At 35.2% G+C, this 23,280-nt stretch carries 20 protein-coding genes and 2 pseudogenes; 17 read left to right on the plus strand and 5 right to left on the minus strand.

The window, feature by feature from the left end:
- Positions 1 to 64: 64 nt before the first annotated feature.
- The gene (locus tag CD112_RS12460; RefSeq protein ID WP_002481818.1) at positions 65 to 757 is read left to right on the plus strand and encodes a D-Ala-D-Ala carboxypeptidase VanY; all 693 of its coding nucleotides are present in this window, start codon (positions 65 to 67) and stop codon (positions 755 to 757) included.
- A gap of 66 nt (positions 758 to 823) precedes the next feature.
- Here the strand turns inward: CD112_RS12460 and deoD are convergent, their stop codons facing one another.
- Entirely contained in the window at positions 824 to 1,531 is a 708-nt protein-coding gene (deoD, locus tag CD112_RS12465) for a purine-nucleoside phosphorylase (protein ID WP_002481817.1), read from the minus strand.
- A 248-nt stretch (positions 1,532 to 1,779) separates the two neighbouring features.
- Here deoD and deoC point away from each other — a divergent pair, with 248 nt between their 5' ends.
- Positions 1,780 to 2,442 (plus strand): deoxyribose-phosphate aldolase, encoded by a 663-nt coding sequence (gene deoC / locus CD112_RS12470; protein WP_060804032.1) that lies wholly within the window; start codon positions 1,780 to 1,782, stop codon positions 2,440 to 2,442.
- Here deoC and CD112_RS12475 read toward each other — a convergent pair.
- Positions 2,408 to 4,138, minus strand: a pseudogene (locus CD112_RS12475) (IS1182 family transposase). The gene deoC and the pseudogene CD112_RS12475 sit on opposite strands and share 35 nt — an antisense overlap.
- Before the next feature lie 320 nt (positions 4,139 to 4,458).
- On the opposite strand from CD112_RS12475, the gene CD112_RS13895 reads away from it, so the two are divergent.
- On the plus strand, positions 4,459 to 5,655 hold the full coding sequence (locus CD112_RS13895; RefSeq protein ID WP_269147997.1) for a peptidoglycan DD-metalloendopeptidase family protein: 1,197 nt from the start codon (positions 4,459 to 4,461) through the stop codon (positions 5,653 to 5,655).
- A 75-nt stretch (positions 5,656 to 5,730) separates the two neighbouring features.
- A complete protein-coding gene (locus tag CD112_RS12485) occupies positions 5,731 to 6,987 on the plus strand; it encodes an aminoacyltransferase (RefSeq protein ID WP_103364407.1) in 1,257 nt (418 codons plus the stop codon).
- A 113-nt stretch (positions 6,988 to 7,100) separates the two neighbouring features.
- Here the strand turns inward: CD112_RS12485 and CD112_RS12490 are convergent, their stop codons facing one another.
- Positions 7,101 to 7,568 (minus strand): S-ribosylhomocysteine lyase, encoded by a 468-nt coding sequence (locus tag CD112_RS12490; RefSeq protein ID WP_002481814.1) that lies wholly within the window; start codon positions 7,566 to 7,568, stop codon positions 7,101 to 7,103.
- A 291-nt stretch (positions 7,569 to 7,859) separates the two neighbouring features.
- On the opposite strand from CD112_RS12490, the pseudogene CD112_RS13830 reads away from it, so the two are divergent.
- The 3 genes and pseudogenes from CD112_RS13830 to CD112_RS12500 all read left to right on the plus strand — a co-directional run.
- A pseudogene (locus CD112_RS13830) lies at positions 7,860 to 9,017 on the plus strand (M20 family metallopeptidase); the annotation flags it as partial.
- A 9-nt stretch (positions 9,018 to 9,026) separates the two neighbouring features.
- The gene (gene ldmS, locus CD112_RS13835; RefSeq protein ID WP_231724100.1) at positions 9,027 to 10,247 is read left to right on the plus strand and encodes an L-aspartate--L-methionine ligase LdmS; all 1,221 of its coding nucleotides are present in this window, start codon (positions 9,027 to 9,029) and stop codon (positions 10,245 to 10,247) included.
- Positions 10,248 to 10,386: 139 nt separating this feature from the next.
- The gene (locus CD112_RS12500; protein ID WP_070626503.1) at positions 10,387 to 11,052 is read left to right on the plus strand and encodes a DUF2750 domain-containing protein; all 666 of its coding nucleotides are present in this window, start codon (positions 10,387 to 10,389) and stop codon (positions 11,050 to 11,052) included.
- An 82-nt stretch (positions 11,053 to 11,134) separates the two neighbouring features.
- Here CD112_RS12500 and coaW read toward each other — a convergent pair whose 3' ends face one another.
- The gene (gene coaW, locus CD112_RS12505) at positions 11,135 to 11,944 is read right to left on the minus strand and encodes a type II pantothenate kinase (RefSeq protein WP_002481811.1); all 810 of its coding nucleotides are present in this window, start codon (positions 11,942 to 11,944) and stop codon (positions 11,135 to 11,137) included.
- A 93-nt stretch (positions 11,945 to 12,037) separates the two neighbouring features.
- On the opposite strand from coaW, the gene CD112_RS12510 reads away from it, so the two are divergent.
- The 4 genes from CD112_RS12510 to pyrG all read left to right on the plus strand — a co-directional run bounded on the left by CD112_RS12510 (position 12,038) and on the right by pyrG (position 15,833).
- A complete protein-coding gene (locus tag CD112_RS12510) occupies positions 12,038 to 12,403 on the plus strand; it encodes a VOC family protein (RefSeq protein ID WP_002481810.1) in 366 nt (121 codons plus the stop codon).
- Between the two features lie 49 nt (positions 12,404 to 12,452).
- Positions 12,453 to 13,319 (plus strand): GNAT family N-acetyltransferase, encoded by an 867-nt coding sequence (locus tag CD112_RS12515; protein ID WP_162496172.1) that lies wholly within the window; start codon positions 12,453 to 12,455, stop codon positions 13,317 to 13,319.
- Between the two features lie 122 nt (positions 13,320 to 13,441).
- Positions 13,442 to 13,990 carry a DNA-directed RNA polymerase subunit delta gene (gene rpoE, locus CD112_RS12520; protein WP_002481808.1) on the plus strand — a complete coding sequence of 183 codons (549 nt, stop codon included), beginning with the start codon at positions 13,442 to 13,444 and terminating at the stop codon, positions 13,988 to 13,990.
- Between the two features lie 226 nt (positions 13,991 to 14,216).
- Positions 14,217 to 15,833, plus strand: a complete 1,617-nt coding sequence (pyrG, locus tag CD112_RS12525) for a CTP synthase (RefSeq protein ID WP_002481807.1) — start codon at positions 14,217 to 14,219, stop codon at positions 15,831 to 15,833.
- A 97-nt stretch (positions 15,834 to 15,930) separates the two neighbouring features.
- Here the strand turns inward: pyrG and CD112_RS12530 are convergent, their stop codons facing one another.
- Entirely contained in the window at positions 15,931 to 16,464 is a 534-nt protein-coding gene (locus tag CD112_RS12530; protein ID WP_103364409.1) for a DUF2529 family protein, read from the minus strand.
- 302 nt (positions 16,465 to 16,766) lie between these two features.
- Here CD112_RS12530 and fdaB point away from each other — a divergent pair, with 302 nt between their 5' ends.
- The 6 genes from fdaB (at position 16,767) to CD112_RS12560 (ending at position 23,258) form a co-directional block, all read left to right on the plus strand.
- Positions 16,767 to 17,624 carry a class IIb fructose-bisphosphate aldolase FdaB gene (gene fdaB, locus CD112_RS12535; protein WP_002481805.1) on the plus strand — a complete coding sequence of 286 codons (858 nt, stop codon included), beginning with the start codon at positions 16,767 to 16,769 and terminating at the stop codon, positions 17,622 to 17,624.
- Positions 17,625 to 18,122: 498 nt separating this feature from the next.
- Positions 18,123 to 19,382: a UDP-N-acetylglucosamine 1-carboxyvinyltransferase gene (gene murA / locus CD112_RS12540; protein ID WP_023016121.1), complete on the plus strand. Its 1,260-nt coding sequence runs from the start codon at positions 18,123 to 18,125 to the stop codon at positions 19,380 to 19,382.
- A 62-nt stretch (positions 19,383 to 19,444) separates the two neighbouring features.
- The gene (locus CD112_RS12545) at positions 19,445 to 19,795 is read left to right on the plus strand and encodes a winged helix-turn-helix transcriptional regulator (RefSeq protein ID WP_002481803.1); all 351 of its coding nucleotides are present in this window, start codon (positions 19,445 to 19,447) and stop codon (positions 19,793 to 19,795) included.
- 131 nt (positions 19,796 to 19,926) lie between these two features.
- Positions 19,927 to 21,357: an aldehyde dehydrogenase family protein gene (locus CD112_RS12550; RefSeq protein WP_070626502.1), complete on the plus strand. Its 1,431-nt coding sequence runs from the start codon at positions 19,927 to 19,929 to the stop codon at positions 21,355 to 21,357.
- 191 nt (positions 21,358 to 21,548) lie between these two features.
- Complete coding sequence (rho, locus tag CD112_RS12555) at positions 21,549 to 22,865, plus strand: transcription termination factor Rho (RefSeq protein ID WP_070626501.1); 1,317 nt, start codon at positions 21,549 to 21,551, stop codon at positions 22,863 to 22,865.
- 132 nt (positions 22,866 to 22,997) lie between these two features.
- Entirely contained in the window at positions 22,998 to 23,258 is a 261-nt protein-coding gene (locus CD112_RS12560; protein ID WP_002481800.1) for a type B 50S ribosomal protein L31, read from the plus strand.
- Positions 23,259 to 23,280: the final 22 nt, after the last annotated feature.

The following is a 23,280-nucleotide window of genomic DNA, read 5'->3' on the forward strand; positions in this document are numbered from 1 at the left end:
GATGTTGAAAAATATATTATGCGTTCTATAATATAGATGTGAAAGTTGATGAGGTGATAACGGGATGAATAAATTAATTGCGGGTACTTTGGCTGCTAGTTTATTATTAACAGCTTGCGGCAGTACATCAGAACAAAACGACAACAAGGAGAACAAGCAATCAGCACAACAAGACACTAAAAAAGCACCACAACCTAAACAACAACATCAAGTGAACAAGAAAAATGGTGTGACAACTGTTGATGGTTTAATGTTAGTGAATAAAAAGGTATCGATTTCAAAACACTATAATCGTGGAGAAAATCAAACAGCGAGACAACATTTAAATGAAATGATGCAAGATGCGAAAAAAGAAGGATTAAATATTGTCTATCGCAGCGGATTCAGATCTTATCAAGAACAAGTCGGACTTTATAATAGTTATGTGGCTCGTGATGGTCAGAAAGCCGCTGATAAATATAGTGCTAGACCTGGCTTTTCTGAACATCAAACAGGCTTAGCTTTCGATGTGGGCACACCACCAGGAAATAAAGATTTCTTAGAAGCATATGGTGAAACACCTGAAGGTAAATGGCTTGCTGAACATGCGCATGAATATGGTTTTATTCTTCGATATCCGAAAGGTAAAGAACATATTACAGGTTATCAATATGAACCTTGGCATTTCAGATATGTCGGCCTTAAACATGCGAAAGACATCCATAATCAACATCAGACATTAGAAGAATATCTAGATTATGGTTATGATAAGAAATAATATTAAATGAAATTATAAAAAAAGGCGAAGCTGAGTTGAGCTTCGCCTTAAAATATATTGAATAGATTATGCGATTTCTAACGCAATTTCCATCATTTGTGTAAATGAGTTTTGACGTTCTTCAGGTGTTGTAGCTTCATCACGTAAGATGTGGTCACTTACTGTGAAGATACCTAATGCTTTTTTACCTGCATAAGTTGCGTTTAAGTATAAACCTGCAGATTCCATTTCAATACCTAAAATACCCATACGTTGCCATTGTTGGTTGAATGTTGAGTCAGCGTTATAGAACGTATCAGAAGAAAGGATATTACCAACATGAGTCGTTGCGCCGACTTTGTCTGCAACATTTTTAGCTTCGACCATTAAATCAAAGTCAGCTAATGGTGCGAAATGACCAGGAATGTTGTATTGATCTACATAGTTAGAGTTTGTAGAAGCACCTTGTGCAATAATAATATCGTAAAGATTTACGTCTTCTTGTAATGCACCACATGAACCGATACGAATAATTGTATCTACATCAAACGTGTTATAAAGCTCATATGAATAGATACCAATACTTGGAATCCCCATACCTGAACCCATTACTGAAACTTCTTTACCTTTATATGTGCCTGTATAACCGAACATATTACGAACTTCGTTAAATTGTACGACATCTTCTAAATAATTATCTGCGATATATTTTGCGCGCAGCGGGTCACCTGGCATTAAAACTGTTTTCGCGATTTTAGCACCATTTGGTTGAATATGCGGTGTACCTTGAGTCATATTTATCTGCTCCTTTAATAAAAAATAAGTTAAGTTAAAGATAACACGCAAGCCTATAATTTGCGAGAATTACTATACACAGTTGGGCTTATTTAATGACAATTCAGGTATGATTTCATTAAAAGGGTGAAATTGAAACAAGTTGAACATCTCTTATATTTTAGCGAGTTAAAATATTTGGTAAAATGATAATTGAATACGTTATATTATATGTGAAAGTAAACAACCAAATTGGAGGATGTATACAAATGAATTATGCGAAGTATATTGATCATACTTTATTAAAACCAGATACTACTTTAGAACAAATTGATAAGTTGATTGAAGAAGCAAAGGAATATCAATTTAAATCTGTATGTATCAACCCGACTTACGTGAAACATGCGGCAGAAGCATTAGCAGATTCTGACGTACTAGTATGTACAGTCGTCGGATTCCCATTAGGCGCAAATACAACAGCGACAAAAGCATTTGAAGTAGAAGATGCAGTGAAAAATGGTGCAGATGAATTAGATATGGTTATTAATATCGGTGCATTAAAAGACAAACGCTATGATGAGGTACAACAAGATATTGAAGCGGTTGTTAAAGCTGCTGATGGTCGTACCGTTAAAGTGATTATCGAAACAGTGTTACTGACAGATGAAGAAAAACGTAAAGCATCTGAATTAAGTAAAGCAGCAGGTGCACACTTTGTGAAAACTTCTACTGGCTTTGCTGGCGGCGGCGCGACAGTTGAAGATGTAAAATTAATGAAAGAAGTCGTTGGCGACACATTAGAAGTCAAAGCTTCAGGCGGCGTTCGTAACTTAGAAGACTTCAAAGCTATGCTAGATGCAGGCGCAACTCGTGTAGGCGCAAGTGCTGGTGTACAAATTATTCAAGGATTAGAATCAGATTCTGATTATTAAATGAATAAGTGGTTAAATCTATGAAAGGGGCCGGGACATAATTGTTCTGGAATCTGATAAAAAGAACGACTTTCACATATAAAATGAAAATCGTTCTTTTTTATTTTGTTCAAGAAATTTTCAGCTCGTAGAGCTGCTAATTTCCTAATATTCACGGCCGTACATGCTATGCCAACTTTTGTTTCAACTTTTCGAATACCCCTTACATACATTCGAGTGAAACCCCAATTAGCCTTTAGCTTACAAAAAAGTTACAACATCAATTTTTCTTCTTTTATAAATTGATGAAGTTTTTGGATCTGAAAGCTTTTCTCTTTTGAAATGTTTATAGTATTCCCAAACCATATTTCCTCTGATTGTTTTTTAAGGTATCAAGTTTGGTTTTTGGATTCATACACTCATCTCTAAGTGGACAACTCACACAGTCATAACATTTGTACTCTTTAAATTGGCATTGATATCCATACTTATCGTTTCGAAATCTATATCCAGAAAAGAATAAAAGCCTATCATGAGGACAAATATATCTGTCATCTTTCTCATCATATTCCAAATTTAATGAGTTATAAGTATTGTGTTTATGCTTTCTTTTCTGTTCTTTTAAAAACATGCCGTACGGCATCAAAGACGTTCTATTAAATACATCTATTATCATTCCATAATTACTTTCACTGCCATATCCTGCATCACATACAATATTTTCTGGTAAGTCACCATTTATTTCTTGAATTCTATATAAAAACCTTTCTAAGGTTCTTGTATCTGTTGGATTCTGATAGACACCAAACGCTAATGCAAATTGATTATTGGCTCCCACTTGAATATTATATGCAGCTTTTAATTGACCATTTCTCATATGATTATCTTTCATTCTCATAAAAGTTGCATCGTGATCTATTTTGGAATAACTATTTCTACTACCTAAAATTCGTTTTTGTTCTTCGTATTTCACATTTTTCTCTTTACACTCACTTACTACCTTTTTATATTTTTTCAAAAGCGTACGTTTTGAACGAATTATTTTTCTTTTTCCAGTATCCTTACTAGCATCAATTTCTTCAGTTAATGCATCAATTTTTTGAATTAAGCAATCTTCGATTGCCTGTAAATCATGGACTTGTAGTTCTTCAGATAATTCCTCTTTTAAACTCGATAAAAGTTCATTTACCATTAAGTCGTCGTATACTTCTTTCGATTTCTTTATATTAGCTTTACTATACCGTTCTGTGTTGGCCTTCCAAACAAAAGTATATTTATTTGCATCAGCTTCAATTTTTGTGCCATCGATGTAAACAGCATCTTCATCTATATAATTGTTAGTCACTAAAAACTCTCTGAATTCTGTAAAACATTCTTTGATTAATTCATTGGTTTTAGGATTAGAACGGAAACGATTAATAGTTTTATAACTAGGTGTCTGTTCTTGAGCTAACCACATAAACCTAATGCTGTCCTTTAAAGCAAATTCAATTTTCCGACCGGAAAATATCGAATTACTACATGCGTATAGAATTATTTTAAGCATCATACGTGAATTATAAGATTAAGCACCTCTACGATTTTGATATCTAATAAATCTATCTTCAGAAATCCCTTCTACAATTTCATTAACAATTAATGCTGTGTCATTTTTAGGAAAATTAAAGTCAGTCGTTAGTGGCAGTGAGAGTTGAGACATGTTATAATTTTTATACATAAAGTTCCTCCAATGATTGGGTTTGTGGTTATTCTCTAATTATACGTGAGGGCTTTATTTTTTTAAAATAATATGAGTATTTTATATAAAAAGCCGAGGGAAATCATTAAAAATTCTCCTTGGCTTTTATTTGAGACTGGATTTATGTCCCAGCCCCTTTTTATTTTGTACGTGGCAATCATTGAATTTAAGAATGTTTTATTATGAAATGTTCTTATTTATAATTGCGCAGAACATAAATAAGTGGTAATCTTTAAGTGGTTATTATTAATAGGAAGCAATAGAATGGACATCAATGAAAAAAGTTATTAAACACTAAAGTGCTTATTTTAACGTCAACACTTGCCGCAGGTGGAGTTTTTCTTTCCAATTACAATAATGACGCATATGCAGCAGAAGAAATTAATCAAGAAAACCAAGTTAATTATGGAGAATTGCTTATAAATAACGAGGTGAAAATTGATTCGAAATTACAAACAACTAATGATACTGTAACTGAAAATCAAGTTTCAAAAGCAAAAGTTGATTCAGTTGAAAGCAATCAGAATATATCAAAAAACAACAATTTAAATGAATCAAGTACTATGATAGATAGTCAATTGCAAAACAACATTCAATTTGTTAATCCTGAAAAGAAATATTTTGAATCGTATTTAGATAAAAATACAGTTTCTCAACGAGAATATAAAAATAGTTTTCATACAAGAAGTAATCTTAACTTTGTTGAAAGTACTCCTCGATATACTACAAGAAGTATGGAACCCTATGCATCAGCTCAATGGCTTACGAAATATCAATTGACTGCTGGATATGGACATTATAATTTAAACATAAATAATGGCATGCATTATGGGGCTGATTTTGCAATGCCTATTGGGACTCCAGTAAGAGCAATTACAGGTGGTAAAATTATTGAAGCTGGTTGGAGCCCTTATGGTGGCGGTAATCAAATTGGTGTAAAAGAGCCCGATGGTTCCCATTACCAATGGTATATGCACTTAAGTCAATTAAATGTTAGGGTCGGAGATTATATCTCAACTGGACAAATTATAGGAAAATCAGGTAGTACAGGATTCTCAACAGGTCCACACTTGCATTTCCAAAGAATGGTTGGTGGGTTAGGTAATAATTATGCACAAAATCCAATACCATTTTTAAAACAATATGGATATGGTAGTAATACTTCTGGTTATACTCCGCCGGTTAATCGCGTACAAGCACCATCAACTAACAGTACTTATAAAGTTGATGGCAAAGGTACTTATTACAAAGCAGAATCAGCATCATTTACAGCAAACTATGATATTAAAACTCGATTGAATGGGCCATTTAGAAGTAACCCACAATCAGGTGTGTTACATCCTGGTCAAACAATTAAGTATGATACAGTCATGAAACAAGATGGACATGTATGGGTTGTATATACTGGATATTCAGGAAAACGAATATATTTACCAGTTAGAACATGGGATAAAAATTCTAATACATTAGGCCCGTTATGGGGAATTATTAATTAAGGTATATGATAATAGAACTGGAATATTTACATTTCAGTTCTATTATTGTGTATAAAACACCGAAGGAGATGCAACATGTACTTCACAAATTTATCTGAAACAGAGTTTGATAATTATACAAAACAACATTTTTCACATTATACACAGTCAGCGAAACATTATCATAATCGCAATAAGGCACAACATGATGTGCACCTAGTAGGAGTTAAAGATGAAAATAATGAAGTTATTGCGGCGTGTTTACTAACAGAAGCGAGAAGTTTGCGCTTCTTTAAATACTTCTATACACATCGCGGACCTGTCATGGATTATAAGAATATTAAACTTGTGGAATATTTCTTTGCGTCTTTGACACTTTATTTAAGAAAACACAAAGGGTTATATGTACTTGTCGATCCGTATATTTTGGAAAATATCAGAGAACCTGATGGTGAAATCATTGAACAATTTGATAATCATCAGTTGATTCAAACATTGGAAAAGTTAGGTTACAAACATCAAGGCTATTCCACTGGTTATTCTTCTATGAGTCAAATCAGATGGTTGTCTGTGTTAGATTTAAAAGGAAAATCAGAAACGCAGTTACTCAATGAAATGGACTATCAAACAAGACGTAATATTAAAAAGACTTATGAAATGGGTGTACAAGTCCGTACACTTTCTATTGATGAAACACCTTTATTCTTCGAATTGTTTAAAATGGCAGAAGAGAAACACGGTTTCACATTTAGAGGTTTGGATTATTTTAAACAAATGCAAAAGGTTTATGGTCATCGTGGTTTCTTAAAATTAGCATATGTCGATTTGCATACGTACTTAAAAGAGTTGAAAGAGAAACACGCACAATTACAAAGTGATTTAGATGAAGTGAATGAGAAGTTGAAAGAAAGTGCGAACTCTAAGAAATCAAAAAGCAGAGCTAATCAACTGCAGCAACAATTTAATAGTAACGAACGTAAAATCAAAGAAACACAAGCGATGATAGAAAAAGATGGCAACATCTTAAACTTAGCAGCTGCGCTTTATCTTTATAATGAGCACGAAGTTTACTATCTCTCTAGTGGTTCGAATCCTCAATATAATGCGTTTATGGGCGCATACCGTTTACAATGGGAAATGATTAAATTTGCGAAGAAGAAAGGTATTGACCGTTATAATTTCTACGGTATTACAGGAGATTTCTCTGATAATGCAGAAGACTATGGTGTACAAAAATTCAAAGAAGGATTTAATGCACACGTAGAAGAGTATATTGGAGATTTTATTAAACCGCTTCGCCCAATGCTCTACAAACTCTCATTATTATTAGACAAACTAAAAAACAGAGAATAGATGAAAGCAATCTATTCATAATTTTAATAGCAAACAAAAAGAAGCCCCGTCTCAAATCAATTTTTGATTTGAAGCGGGGCTTCACATACTATTAACGCATCAAATGACCAGGATTAGTCTTCGCTGAAGATTTTATCCCATTGGTCACGTTTTTCTAACATTTCTTGTGCAATTTCATGTGCACCTTCTAATGAGTGGCTTGCTGCCCAACCGCATTGTACCTCATTACAAGCAGGGACCTCTTTAGCCGCAACAACATCTTTCAATGTTGCTTCAATGATGTTTAATACATCTTCGTAGTCATCATGGTTGATGAATGATACATAGAAACCAGTTTGGCAACCCATTGGACTTAAGTCTACGACTTTGTCTGTGTGGTTACGGATGTTTTCAGCCATTAAGTGTTCTAATGAATGTAAACCAGGCATTTTCATGTGTTCTTTGTTTGGTTGTTTGAAACGAATATCGTATTTCTTAATTACATCTCCGTTTTGACCTTCTTTTGTACCTGCTAAGCGCACAAATGGTGCAACAACTTTAGTATGATCTAAATTGAAACTTTCAACGTTCATTTTAGGCATAAAACTAAACCTCCTTTAGTTCTTCATGTCTTATTGTAACAAGGCTAAGCAGCATTTACAATTTTACCGAATACACTTTCAATGAAAAGTTTATCAGTTTACTCGGGATAAATTTGTTGAAAATTAAGAAAAAGGATGACAAAGTCATGAAAAACCTTTAAAATGTTTAGTAATCAATTTTACTGATAAAGATATAAAAGGGGATGAGAACGCAAGGTAAAAGCGTTCCAAATCGTGTTAAAACGACCTTAAAGACACATATATCTTTGAAAAATAAAGGGAGTCACTAAAATGTCATTTGAAACTCATATTGAACAATTTATAGATGCGAAACAGTCAGAATTTATTGATATCAGTCATAAAATCCATGAAAGACCAGAACTAGGAAACCAAGAAGTCTTTGCTTCTGGTTTATTAATGCAAGAATTAAAGAAATACGGCTTTGAAATTGAACAAGATATCGCAGGTCATCCGACTGGCTTCATTGCTCAATATCATAGTCGCAAGCCAGGGCCGACGATTGGTTTCCTAGCAGAATATGACGCGCTTCCTGGATTAGGTCATGCATGCGGTCATAATATTATCGGTACAACAAGTGTGTTAGCTGGTATCGCTTTAAAACAAGTTATCGATAAAGTAGGCGGACAAGTGGTTGTGTTAGGTTGTCCAGCTGAAGAAGGCGGAGAAAACGGGAGTGCGAAAGCGAGTTATGTTAAAGAAGGTATCATTGATGAATTAGATGTTGCTTTGATGCTGCACCCTGGTAATGAAACATACAAAACAATCCATACATTAGCAGTAGATGTCTTAGATATTAAATTCTACGGTAAAAGTGCGCATGCCTCTGAAAATGCAGATGAAGCGATTAACGCTTTAGATGCGATGATCAGCTATTTCAATGGTGTAGCACAATTACGTCAACAAATTAAAAAAGGTGAACGTGTACATGGTGTGATTTTAAATGGTGGAGAAGCAGCCAACATTATTCCTGATTTTACACATGCACGTTTCTATACACGTGCAACAACACGTAAAGATTTAGATGTGTTAACACACCGAGTAGGTCAAATTGCTCAAGGTGCCGCATTGCAGACAGGTTGTGACTATTCATTCAAACCGATTCAAAATGGCGTGAACGAATTTATCTTAACACCTAAATTAGATGAACTGTTTGCACATTATGCCCGTCAAAAAGGAGAAGAAGTCAGTGAAGATGACTTCGGTTACGGTTCTACTGATACGGGTAACGTCAGTCATATCGTACCGACGTTACATGCACATATTAAAATCGGGCCAAGCAATTTAGTAGGACATACTTACAAATTTAAAGAAGCTGCTGCATCTGACCATGGTGATAGTGCCTTAATTAAAGGTGCGGATATTTTAGCACGTATGGGCTTAGATTTAATTCAAAACAATGAATTGTTGAGAGAAATTAAAGAACAACATGTCAGAAAAGTGAAGCAAGCATCATTAAAAGAACTTAGAAAACATTCAGAACAACCTAAGGTCACTTTAAGTGATTTATATGATGAGTCTATTGTTTATACGTCTCGTCCATCGTATGTTTCTAATCCTTGGTTAGAGCCTGATGAGCATCAATCTAACTTCTTAACAGGTCGTGAATTATTAATTGCGAATAAAATGCCGGTGATTGTGCATGAAGCGAGTGTCACTGATAAGTTGAAACAGTTATTCAACGAAGTCGGTAAAGAAGTGCCAAGCAATGTTTATAAATTCCATAACCAAGCTAGTTATGAACATTTATTACGTTCGTTAACGAAAGAAGACAACAAGAAGATATACTTCCAATATGTGCATAGTGAAGACATTGTACCTAAAGAAGATTATGCGCTGGATAAAGATACGTTTGTTGCGCTCAACAATAAAGCACGTATACCAGAGTGGACAAACGGTAAATATTTGCCGAAACGTGAAGTTGTGGCGGTAGAAGATTTTGAAGAAGCAGTGAAGAAGTGGGATTTACCGATTGTATTAAAACCGGGCGATGATTTACCGACAGCCGGCGGCTATGGCGTGATGATCTGTTATAACCAAGAAGATTTAGAAAAAGCAATTGAACGTGTTCATCAAGCATTAGATGAAACAGAAACAATGATTATTGAACAAAAAGTGGATGATATCGCCAATTACTGTGTACAATTTGCTTACTCAGATCAAATCGGTTTGAAATATTTAGGAACAGCCGAACAAATCACAGATGATTATGGTTTCTATAACGGAAATCAAAGTGTACCGGTGGAAGAGGTGCCGCAAGCTGTGATTGAAGCGGGTCGCGAAATTATGGAAAACGGTATTAAAGAAGGTTTCTATGGTGTCGGAGGTTTCGACTTGCTTTATGATAAGTATGGTCATGTTTATGCGATTGATTTAAACTTCCGTCAAAACGGGTCAACAAGCATGTTGCTGTTAGATGATGAATTATCTGGAGATTTCCATAAATTCTATAGTTATTTCTCACGCGGTGATAATACGAAATTTTATCGCACGATTATGAAATATGTCCGCCAGGGCAAAATTTATCCATTATCTTATTATGATGGTGATTGGTATGGTAAGGATAAAGTGAATTCTCGTTTTGCGTGTATCTGGCATGGCAGCTCAAGAGAAGAAATTGAATTAAATGAAAAAGCATTCTTAAAAGAATTAGGCGATTAATATAGAGTTTTAGTGAAACGGTTAAAATCCTGTGTGATTTTAGCCGTTTTGCTTTAACATAAATCGTATTAGATTGACTGTTTAAGTTTATTATTTTATATTTGCATTGATACACAACTATAGAGAAAGTGGGTTTACTATGGATTATAAATACGAAACGTTTTTCATAGATTTGCTTGTAAATGAAACGTACTATATTGCAGTCAAAGATAGAAAAATGGTTAGAAGAGATGTAGATGGACATGCCATTGCGCTATTTTGGACAAAGAAAGAATTAGCAGAAGCTTATTTTGAAAACCGTAAAGATGCTTACGATAAAATTATTATTCGTGATTTAGATCGCTTTGTGACAAGTGAAATGGATGACTTATTTGATAAAGGGGATAAAGTCTTAGTCAATGTTACAGATGAACTAGACGGACATTTCATTGATATTTATGAAGCCACAAAACAAATTATGACAGAACTGGATCGTATTCGTACAGTTGAATTTGCGCGAATTACTGCGAAAACAGATGATGTTTATGGTCTGACTGATAAAGGAAATAAACAGTTTATTATTATCAGCAATAACGGGGAAAACCAACCTAACTTCATGCCAGTGTGGAGTGATTACCAATCTGCATTGAAAGTGCGCGATGAAGATTTTGAAGAATGCGATGTAGATCAAGTTGAAGGAGAAGTTTTCAGTGAATGGCTTGATCAATTAAGAGATGATGATAACGGCGTCGGCATCAACTTAAAACCGAATGTTGTAGGTTCGATAGTTTCAGCCCAAACATTGAAAAATGAATTATCTTATTAAAATTGTTTAAATAGATAGAGAACATAATAGGGAATAAGGCTATGATTAAAATCTGCCTTATTCCCTATTTATTTGATGTACATTACGCTGGATTTCCTAAGTAGATACTGCCTAAAGCGCCTGAAAAAGCGCCGCCTTCAACATAGTAAGGCTTGAAACCACGTAAGACAGTATAATCTTCTACAACTTTGCGTAGAAGATGATTATTGTTGAATGAAGAACCGATATACACCACATTTTCAGTTTGAAACTCTCTTGCGAGTGTGATGGCCATGGTTGTGACAACTTCTCCAACGACACCCATTACTGATGCTAATTGATCTGCGGTTGATACTTCTTTATCTAGATGACGCATCACATGTGCGAAGTTTGCGGCTGTTAAATCACCTGGAATCGGCGGTTCACTATTTTTATAGATGTGTTTTACTTTTAAATCAATAAATTCACGGTCACCTTGTTCTGCGGTATCTGTCAAAGTTTGATAATCTGTAATCCCAGATAATAAGTATCCTAAACCTTGAATCATACCGCCGCCGGCACCGATACCTCCGACACGTCTTTGTGTCTGGCCGTCAAAATAGTGCATAGATGTGCCTGTTCCGACATTGGCGAAGATGTAGTCTTTTAAATAATGACCTTGTTCTTCTAATAACATATTTAAACCCTTTGAAGCTGCATCGAACTCAACGAATTCTTGTGCAGGGAAATCTAATTGATCTTTAATCATTTGTGCTTTACCGCCGGTTAAAGAAACATTTCTGCAAGGTTGTTGATTCAACCACTCAATCACTTCTGTTAATTCATCAGTACGTTTCGTTCTGAAAGTACGGTGCCCGTTGTCGATTTCGACAATTTTAATTAATGTACCACCGGCATCAATACCGATTTTCATAGTTTCACCTCAAAATTATGTATGACATGTAATCATTAATAGTATAATCAAAAGAGAAAGAAAAAAGCAAAGTTAAGGAGTGTACAATAAAAAATGAAATTAAGTCCATACCTTATCGTAGAAAATGTTGCAAAAGCAGCTGAATTCTATCAAAGTGTTTTCGGCGGTGAGATTAAAGTATTAAATCAACAAAAAGAACAAGTGTTGCACGCAGAAGTTCACATTACTGATGCTATTGTATTGCACTTATCGAGCAATTATGGCAAACCATTCAGTAATGAAGATGTGAATCTGCTTCTGACATTTGAAGATTCTACAGAACAACAACGTGTATATGATGCGTTGAGTGTTGGTGGAGATCCACACATGCCGATTACTAAAACTTTTTTCAACGCAATGCATGGTCAAGTCAGAGACCAATACGGTGTTAATTGGCTCTCAAATTGTTTCTCAGCATAGCGCATAGGGAAACACTAATTGAACTTGCAGTAAATAAGAAATGTAGGGGATGTATATGAAACACAGTAAGCAATTTGGAGATATTATCGTTCAGCCATACGAACCAAAGTACCATCAAGAAGTCGAAGATTTCGAACTGTCAGAAAGACAGATGATTTATTCTTCTTTACCAAAACAAGTATTAGACGATGCATTAAAAGACAAAGACCGTATCGCGAATATAGCTATTAATCAAAAAGGGGAAGTGGTCGGCTTCTTTGTTTTACATCAATATTATCAACACGAAGGTTACGACACACCAGAACATGTCGTCTATGTCCGTTCGTTATCTATTAATGAAAAATTCCAAGGAAATGGTTACGGCACGAAGATTATGATGAATCTGCCAAATTATGTTCAGTCACTTTATAGTGATTTCAACCATTTATACCTTGTGGTCGATGCTGAAAATAAAGCAGCGTGGAATGTGTATGAACGTGCAGGGTTTATGCATACTGCGACAAAACAAGAAGGACCAATCGGTGAAGAACGTTTATACTATTTAGATTTAGATTCTAAATATGTTTCATCATTAAAGTTGAAAGCACCCGATGAACAACCTGATAAAGAAATCGATACAGTACATTTAATGCTGGACGGTCAAAAAGTAGGTTTTATTGCCTTGCAAGCAACAGAAAACCGTATGCATATCAGAGGTATAGAAGTGGATAAGGATAAACGACATAAAGGTATCGCAGAAAGTGCGTTACGTCAGTTAGTGACATATATCAGAAAAACATATCCTGAAATAGAAGTCTTAGATATTGTTTTATTTGGTGAACATAATGAATTAAAACCGTTATGTTTGAACAGTAATTTTGTCGCAACTTTGCAAACTGAAGATTATGTAAAATTTGAAAAATATATCGTTTATTAAAAATGTAATCATTAGCATTGCGAAATAGGGCATTGTCATTTATAATTTACATTTGTTAACATGAGAAATAAGTAAACTTGTGATTGAATTGATAAAGCCTTTGAAAGGGAGTAATAGAACATATGAAAATTCAAGACTACACAAAAGAAATGGTAGACGAAAAATCATTCATCGATATGGCCCATACTTTATTAGAAGAAAAAGGGACTACAATGAACTTATACGATATCATTGATGAATTTAAAGCTTTAGGACACTATGAAGATAATGAACATTTAGAAAATCGTATTGTTCAATTCTACACTGACTTAAACACAGATGGACGTTTCTTAAATGTCGGAGAAAATATGTGGGGATTACGTGACTGGTATTCAGTAGATGATATTGAAGAAAAAATCGCACCTACAATTCAAAAATTCGATATCTTGGATGAAGAAGACGAAGAAGATAAAAATCTTAAACTTCTTGGCGAAGAGGAAGAAGAGGAAGACGAAGCAAGAACTGAAGAAGATGTTGAGGACGACGAAGAAAATTTAGACGATCCTCAAGATGAAGAAGAAGTCAATGAATCTGATATCGTTATCGAAGAAGACGAAGATGAATTAGAAGAAGCAGAAGAATTATTTGAAGATGCGGCTGGTTTTAATGATGAGCCAGACGATGAAGAATAATAATTGACTTTTTCTAGAAAAATGATAAAATTTTATTCGGGCTCCTTTAATTAGGACAACGTGTATAAATCATACGCTCCCCCTTTACATGAGATGTGAGAGGGAGCGTTTTTTTATTTTTAAGCGATATTTAAAATAAGCGCTAAGACTTTTATGTCTTAACATGAATACAAACAAGTTATGGAATGTTAAATTAATTTGTAATTGAAAAGTAGGAGGAAAAAGAATGACTAAGTTCATATTTGTTACTGGCGGAGTAGTTTCTTCACTTGGTAAAGGAATTACAGCGGCATCATTAGGCAGATTATTAAAAGATAGAGGTTTATCCGTAACGATACAGAAATTCGATCCATATTTAAACGTAGACCCAGGTACTATGAGTCCGTATCAGCACGGGGAAGTCTTTGTGACAGATGATGGTGCGGAAACAGACTTAGACTTAGGACACTATGAACGTTTTATCGACATCAACTTAAATAAATATTCAAACGTGACAGCTGGTAAAGTTTACTCTCACGTATTGAAAAAAGAACGCCGCGGTGATTACTTAGGCGGTACGGTTCAAGTTATTCCTCATATCACGAATGAAATTAAAGAACGTTTATTATTAGCAGGCGAAAGCACAAATGCAGACGTTGTTATTACTGAAATCGGCGGCACAACAGGTGATATCGAATCACTGCCATTTATCGAAGCGATTCGTCAAATTCGTAGTGATTTAGGCAGAGATAATGTCATGTATATCCACTGTACTTTATTACCTTACATCAAAGCAGCAGGTGAAATGAAAACAAAACCGACACAACATAGTGTTAAAGAATTACGTGGTTTAGGTATCCAACCTGATTTGATTGTGGTAAGAACTGAATATGAAATGACACAAGATTTAAAAGATAAAATTGCATTATTCTGTGACATTCCTGAAGAAAATGTTATCGAATGTCGTGATGCTGAATCTTTATATGAAATTCCTTTACAATTAAGCAAACAACATATGGATGACTTAGTCATCAATCGCTTAGACTTAGATGCGAAATACGATACACAATTAGATGAATGGAAACATTTATTAGAAATCGTAAACAATCTTGATGGTGAAATCACAATCGGTTTAGTCGGTAAATATGTAAGCTTGCAAGATGCTTATCTTTCAGTTGTAGAATCATTAAAACACGCAGGCTATCCATTATATAAAGACATTAAAGTTAAATGGATTGATTCTAGCGAAGTGACAGATGAAAACGCAGCAGAATATTTAAAAGATGTAGACGGCATCTTAGTGCCTGGCGGCTTTGGTTACCGTGCAAGTGAAGGTAAGATTTCAGCAATCCGTTATGCGCGTGAAAACAATGTGCCATACTTCGGTATCTGCTTAGGTATGCAGTTGGCAACAGTAGAATTTGCGCGTAACGTTCTTGGTTTAGAAGGTGCACATTCTGCAGAATTAGATCCTGATACACCATATCCAATCATTGACTTATTACCAGAACAAAAAGATATCGAAGATTTAGGCGGAACATTACGTTTAGGCTTGTACCCAAGTGAAGTTAAAGAGGGTACATTAGCTTATGATATCTATGGTAAAAAAGAAATCGAAGAACGTCATCGTCACCGTTATGAATTTAACAACGACTATCGTCAACAAATGGAAGATGCAGGTATGGTCTTCTCAGGTATCAGCCCAGACGGCAGAAGAATCGAAATGATTGAAATTCCTGGTAATGACTTCTTCTTCGCGAGTCAATTCCACCCAGAATTCTTATCAAGACCAAACCGTCCGCAACCAATCTTCAAAGCGTTTATCGAAGCGGCTAACAAATATCAACAAAATAAAAGTAAATAAGGCAAAACACGTCTATTATAAAGCATAAAGAAGCGGCAAAGCAGATTCACAACTAGGTGAAACAGCTTTGCCGCTTTTGTATTTTCAAATTATTTAGTTACTCTTCTACGTTCAAATCCAAGTCTCTGATCATTTCAATCATTTGTGTATAGGTTTCATAGTAAACATAAGTGAAAGCCATAGGATGAGGTTGAACAATTTTGTCATAATCCTCTGTATAGACAATCGGTCTTGGTGTACATAAATCTATATAATGAAGAAGATGGTCAGGAATAGGTGTTTCTTTATTTTTGTTACAGATTAAAACGAAATCAACATCTAAATCAATTAAGCGTTGTGTATCCGCTTGAACTTCTTCTGTATAAAAAGGAGAGAAGAGTAAGACGCGGTCAGTTGTATCTAATGCATCATAACTTTCTAAGTCAGTTAGACGTTTGCTTGCTTCTAATTTTTCATTGCTGTTAAGCACATAATCTTCGAAGCAATTTAAGTCGCCATAACCTTTGACATAAACATGACCTTCTCCGCCGATAGCTTGAATTAAACATTGTGCTGCCATTTGTATATCCAATTCTTGTTGATTTAAGCGATTGAATATACCAGTAAGTTGTGTTTGTAAGATATTCGCCATAGTAGCCTCCAACTATATTATCGATATTTCAATTTTAAATGAAGCTTATCTTTAATTCAATTGACTGAAAAATGTATAAGACGCAGATGAAAATGGGTAATAATAAAAAATACAACGTTAAGCACAGAACAAAGTGGTTGTGAAACACATATACACATGTTGTATACGTTTTCATTTGAAAATTCACACAATTTTATCATTTATAACCGCTTACATTTAGTTTTGCAATGCATTACGGCGGTGACTTTGATATACTTAACGTATAAAAATCACGTGCAAAACGCACGCAAGGAGGAACTTTCATGCCTTTAGTTTCAATGAAAGAAATGTTAATCGATGCAAAAGAAAAAGGTTACGCAGTTGGTCAATACAACTTAAATAACCTAGAATTCACTCAAGCTATTTTAGAAGCTTCACAAGAACAAAATGCACCAGTTATTTTAGGTGTATCTGAAGGTGCTGCTCGTTACATGAGCGGATTCTACACTGTAGTTAAAATGGTAGAAGGCTTATTACATGATTTAAAAATCACTGTACCAGTTGCTATCCATTTAGACCACGGTTCAAGCTTCGAAAAATGTAAAGAAGCAATCGACGCTGGTTTCACATCAGTTATGATCGACGCTTCACACAGCCCATTCGAAGAAAATATTGAAATCACTAAAAAAGTGGTTGAATATGCACATGCACGCGGTGTATCAGTTGAAGCTGAATTAGGTACTGTTGGCGGACAAGAAGACGACGTAGTAGCTGACGGCGTTATCTATGCTGACCCTAAAGAGTGTCAAGAACTTGTTGAAAAAACAGGTATCGATACTTTAGCACCTGCATTAGGTTCTGTTCATGGTCCTTACAAAGGTGAACCAAACTTAGGCTTCAAAGAAATGGAAGAAATCGGTCAATCAACTGGTTTACCATTAGTATTACACGGTGGTACTGGTATCCCAACTAAAGATATCCAAAAATCTATTTCTTTAGGTACAGCTAAAATCAACGTAAATACTGAAAACCAAATTGCTTCAGCGAAAGCAGTTCGTGAAGTATTAAACAACGACAAAGAAGTATACGATCCACGTAAATATTTAGGACCAGCTCGTGAAGCTATCAAAGCTACAGTAACTGGTAAAATCAAAGAATTCGGTACTTCTAACCGCGCTTAATTTTGAGTAATTAAGTATTGAAAGAGCATCTTTTTCGGATGCTCTTTTTTGTGTTGTGAGACAACACCAAAAGATTGTGTTCTCGTCAACCATTTGTTAGGATACAAAAGATTGCGGAAATATCTATATGACAATAATGTTAGGCAAAAATGGTGTATTGCCTGAAATTATTTCGCAGTCTTAACGTGACTTGTGCTATAATGTCTTAAGTGATTTTTTGAATGAAACAAAAAAGTTTGTTGAGACTGACAACTTAAGACAAACGCATAAAATGGGTGCAACATATCAACATGTTGTAAATACTTTAACAAATGGCTTTGTATTCTATAATATGAATATACAATCGCTAGTACATTCAACTATAATTAATATGAAGTATGTGGATAACAGTTATTTTCATAGAAAATGATGAAAGAGTGGGTGTAGTCGTATCAGAAACAAGGTAGACTATACATAGAACTGTGGAATAAAGATTGAATAACAAAGGAGAACAATCGAATGGCTCAAGAAGTAATAAAAATCAGAGGCGGACAGCCATTAAAAGGGAAACTGAAAATCAACGGCGCTAAAAATAGTGCAGTGGCGATTATCCCAGCAGCATTACTTGCAGAGGATGTTGTAACATTAGAAGGCTTACCGCAAATTTCAGATGTTGCTACTTTAGTAAGCTTGTTAGAGGATTTAAACATTAAAACAGATTTAAAAGATACAGAATTAAAAGTAGACCCGACGGAAATAAAAAATGCGTCTTTACCAAACCATAAGGTAGAGTCATTAAGAGCATCATATTATATGATGGGAGCAATGTTAGGTCGATTTAAAAAATGCGTCATCGGACTACCAGGTGGTTGTCCTTTAGGACCACGTCCGATTGATCAACATATTAAAGGATTCAAAGCATTAGGTGCGACGATTGATGAATCAAGCCCGACTTCTATGAAGATTGAAGCGGAAGAATTAAAAGGTGCGAATATCTTCTTAGATATGGTTAGTGTCGGTGCAACGATCAATATTATGTTAGCTGCTGTCCGTGCAGAGGGACAAACAGTAATCGAAAATGCAGCGAAAGAACCTGAAGTTGTAGATGTTGCGACGTTCTTAACAGGAATGGGTGCGAATATCAAAGGTGCAGGTACAAGTACTATTAAAATTACGGGTGTCGATCATTTGCATGGTGTGACACATCAAATTATTCCAGACCGTATTGAAGCGGGTTCATATATGTGTATGGCAGCAGCTTGCGGTGCTGAAGTGGAACTTGATAATATCATTCCAAAACACATCGAACCTTTAACTGTTAAATTACGTGAACTAGGTGTAGATGTTGAGATTGATGATGACCGCGTAAAACTTAAAGGCCAATTACCATTTAACAGCGTCAACATCAAAACGTTGGTTTATCCAGGTTTTGCGACTGACTTACAACAACCAATCACACCATTATTATTCTTAGCAGATGGACCTTCATTTGTAACAGATACAATTTATCCTGAAAGATTCCGTCATATCGAAGAGTTAAGAAAAATGGGCGGAGAAATTTCTGTAGATCAAAACACAGCAACAGTTAAACCGTCTCAATTACATGGTGCGTCTGTGTATGCGAGTGATTTACGTGCCGGTGCTTGCTTAATTATTGCAGGTTTAATCGCTGAGGGTGTAACAACAATTTATAATGTAAATCACATTTATCGCGGCTACACAAACATTGTAGAGAATTTAAAATCTCTCGGCGCAAACATTTGGACTGAAAAAATTTAGGAAACGTGGTATACTTTGTATAGTAGGTTTGCATGATCTAGTAATCATGAGAGGTGATTTAAATGGAAATTTGTCCATATCTAGAAGAAACATTCAAAATCATCGGTCGAAGCTGGAATGGATTAATTTTAAATTATTTATCTAGATGTCCAGAACAGTCTGCACACTTCAGTGATATGAAGAAAGATTTGAAGACAATTACACCACGTTCTTTAAGCTTAAAACTTTCTGAACTGATGGAATGGGAGTTAGTAGAAAAGAACATCGTATCAAAAGCCCCCTTATCAATCGTTTATCATTTAACTGATAAAGGTGCTGCTTTAGCTGAGGCTTTAGTACCGATGGAAGAATGGGCACAAAAATATATTGAACTTGAATCTGAGAATCAAACAGATAATGTGGCCAATTCTTAATATAGATTTGAGAGAAGTAAGAGTTATTCCTTTTGGAGTAGCTCTTATTTTGCGTTATAAGCAGAAACGTTTAAAAAAATCTGAGAAAGGATAAACTATAAAGTAAGACGTAATACTAAGGAGTGACTGAATTGAGAATTCAAACTAAGCAATATATCAATGGTGAATGGGTTGATAGTGCAAGTGGCGAAACAATCGATGTCATCAACCCAGCAACTGAAGAAGTACTCGGTCAAGTTGCGAAAGGTAACAAAGAAGACGTAGATAAAGCAGTCCAAGCTGCAAAAGATGTTTATCTTGAATTCCGTCGCAGCAGTGTAGAATATAGAAGAGACTTACTCGATAAAATTGTCAAAGAGTATGAAAATAGAAAACAAGATATTATTGAAGCGATTACTGATGAACTAGGTTCACCGCTTGAAAAATCCGAAAATGTGCATTATCAAATGGGACTTAATCACTTCTCAGAAGCAAGAGATGCATTGGATAATTTCCAATTTGAAGAACGACGCGGTAATGACTTAGTGGTGAAAGAAGGTATTGGTGTTGCTGGTTTAATCACACCATGGAACTTCCCAACTAACCAAACATCATTAAAACTAGCAGCAGCATTCGCAGCTGGTAATCCAGTCGTATTAAAACCTTCTGAATTAACACCATACGCAGCAATTATCTTAGCTGAAATCTTTGATAAAGCTGGTGTACCAAAAGGTGTATTCAACTTAGTAAATGGTGACGGCGAAGGTGTCGGCAATCCATTAAGTGAACACCCAGATGTACGCATGATGTCATTCACAGGTTCAGGACGTACAGGTGCTAAAATCATGGAAAAAGCAGCACAAGACTTCAAAAAAGTTTCACTTGAACTTGGTGGTAAATCACCTTATATCATTTTAGATGATGCAGATGTAGAAGAAGCTGCTGAAGCTGCAGTCGGCAAAGTTTATAACAACACAGGCCAAGTATGTACTGCAGGTACAAGAACTATTATTCCTGAATCAATGAAAGATAAATTCATTGAAGCAGCAAAAGAAAAAATGAGCCAAGTAAAAGTTGGAGATCCAAGAGAAGAAGGCGTTCAAATGGGTCCAATCATCAGCAAAAAACAATTTGATCAAGTTGAAGATTATATTCAAAAAGGTATCGATGAAGGTGCTGAATTAGTTCTTGGCGGTGTAGGTAAACCTGAAGGATTAGACAAAGGTTACTTCGCAAAACCAACAATCTTTGCGAATGTTGATAACCAAATGACTATCGCACAAGAAGAAATCTTTGGACCTGTAATGTCAATTATCACTTACAAAGACCTTAAAGAAGCAATCGAAATTGCGAACGAAACAAAATATGGTCTTGCTGGTTATGTATATGGTAAAGACTTAAACACTTTACGCAAAGTTGCACGTGAAGTTGAAGCAGGTACAATTGAAATCAATGAAGCAGGTCGCAAACCAGATTTACCATTCGGTGGTTATAAACAATCAGGTATCGGTAGAGAATGGGGCGACTATGGTATTGAAGAATTCTTAGAAATTAAATCAATTGCAGGTTACTATAATGAATAACCTTTGAATACTATTTGCTGGGCACGAAAGTGTCCAGCTTTTTTAATGGAGAAATAGTTAATTATACGCAATTGATAACGTTAGACCAATGATTGTTTTTGTAATTAAAATGGAAATTTGCTATGGTTATCTTATGAAAAATACTTTATAATAAGTAAATACGTAAAATTAAAACGAAATGAGTGTCAAACATGCCTGAAAGAGAACGTACATCTCCTCAATACGAGTCTTTCCACGAACTTTATAAGAACAACACTACTAAAGCGCTAACTCAAAAAGCAAAATCTCTTAAACTTACAAATTATAGTAAACTTAATAAAAAAGAATTAGTATTAGCTATCATGGAAGCTCAAATGGAAAAAGACGGCAACTATTATATGGAAGGTATCTTAGATGATATTCAACCTGACGGTTACGGTTTTTTAAGAACAGTCAACTATTCCAAGGGCGAAAAAGATATTTATATTTCTGCAAGCCAAATCCGCCGTTTTGAAATCAAACGAGGGGATAAGGTTACAGGTAAAGTCAGAAAGCCAAAAGATAATGAGAAATATTATGGTTTACTGCAAGTTGACTTCGTTAATGATCACAATGCAGAAGAAGTCAAAAAACGTCCTCACTTCCAAGCACTTACACCACTATATCCAGATGAACGTATTCGATTAGAAACAAAATCAACTAACTATTCCACACGTATTATGGACTTGGTTTCACCGATTGGTTTAGGCCAACGTGGTTTAATTGTCGCACCGCCTAAAGCAGGTAAAACAACGTTGCTTAAAGAAATTGCGAACGCCATTTCAGCAAACAAACCAGAAGCTAAATTGTTCATTTTATTAGTTGGAGAACGACCAGAAGAGGTAACAGATATTGAACGTTCAAGTGATGATGCAGAAGTAGTGCATTCAACATTTGATGAGCCGCCAGAACATCATGTGAAAGTTGCTGAATTATTACTAGAACGTGCGAAACGTTTAGTTGAAATCGGAGAAGACGTCATTATTTTAATGGACTCTATTACACGATTAGCACGTGCATACAACTTAGTTATTCCACCAAGCGGACGTACTTTATCAGGTGGTTTAGATCCGGCTTCATTACACAAACCTAAACATTTCTTTGGTGCGGCAAGAAATATTGAAGCAGGCGGCAGCTTAACAATTTTAGCCACTGCATTAATTGATACAGGTTCTAGAATGGACGATTTAATTTATGAAGAATTCAAAGGAACAGGTAATATGGAGCTGCATTTAGATCGTAAATTAGCTGAAAGACGTGTCTTCCCAGCTATTGATATTGGTCGAAGCTCAACACGTAAAGAAGAATTGCTGGTAGATAAGAAAGATTTAGAAAGCTTATGGCAATTACGTAATATGTTTACAGATTCTACAGACTTCACAGAACGTTTCATCAGAAAGTTAAAACGTTCGAAAAATAATGAAGAATTCTTCCAAAAATTACAAAAAGCAGCTGAAGACAGCAAGCGTACAGGCAAGCCGATCATTTAAATATAAATTTGATTTGTCATCCAGAATGGGTTGCAATTTATTCTGGTAACAATTATAATTACTAAGTATTGGGTAAAAACTCACAAATAACTCTGTTCCAGATGGTTCAGGGCAAAGGAGCTGAAAATAATAATGAGACAAGGAATCCATCCTGAATACCACAAAGTAATTTTCTTAGATACTACTACTAACTATAAATTCTTAAGTGGTTCAACTAAAACATCATCAGAAACAATGGAATGGGAAGATGGTAACGAATATCCAGTTATCCGTTTAGATATTTCATCTGACTCACATCCATTCTACACAGGTCGTCAAAAATTCGCAGCAGCGGATGGCCGTGTTGAACGATTCAACAAAAAATTCGGTCTTAAATCAAACAACAATCAATAATATCTGTCTCTTATACACATCT

It is taken from the genome of Staphylococcus simulans, assembly GCF_002902285.1.
In the GTDB taxonomy this organism is placed as follows: Bacteria; Bacillota; Bacilli; order Staphylococcales; family Staphylococcaceae; genus Staphylococcus; species Staphylococcus simulans.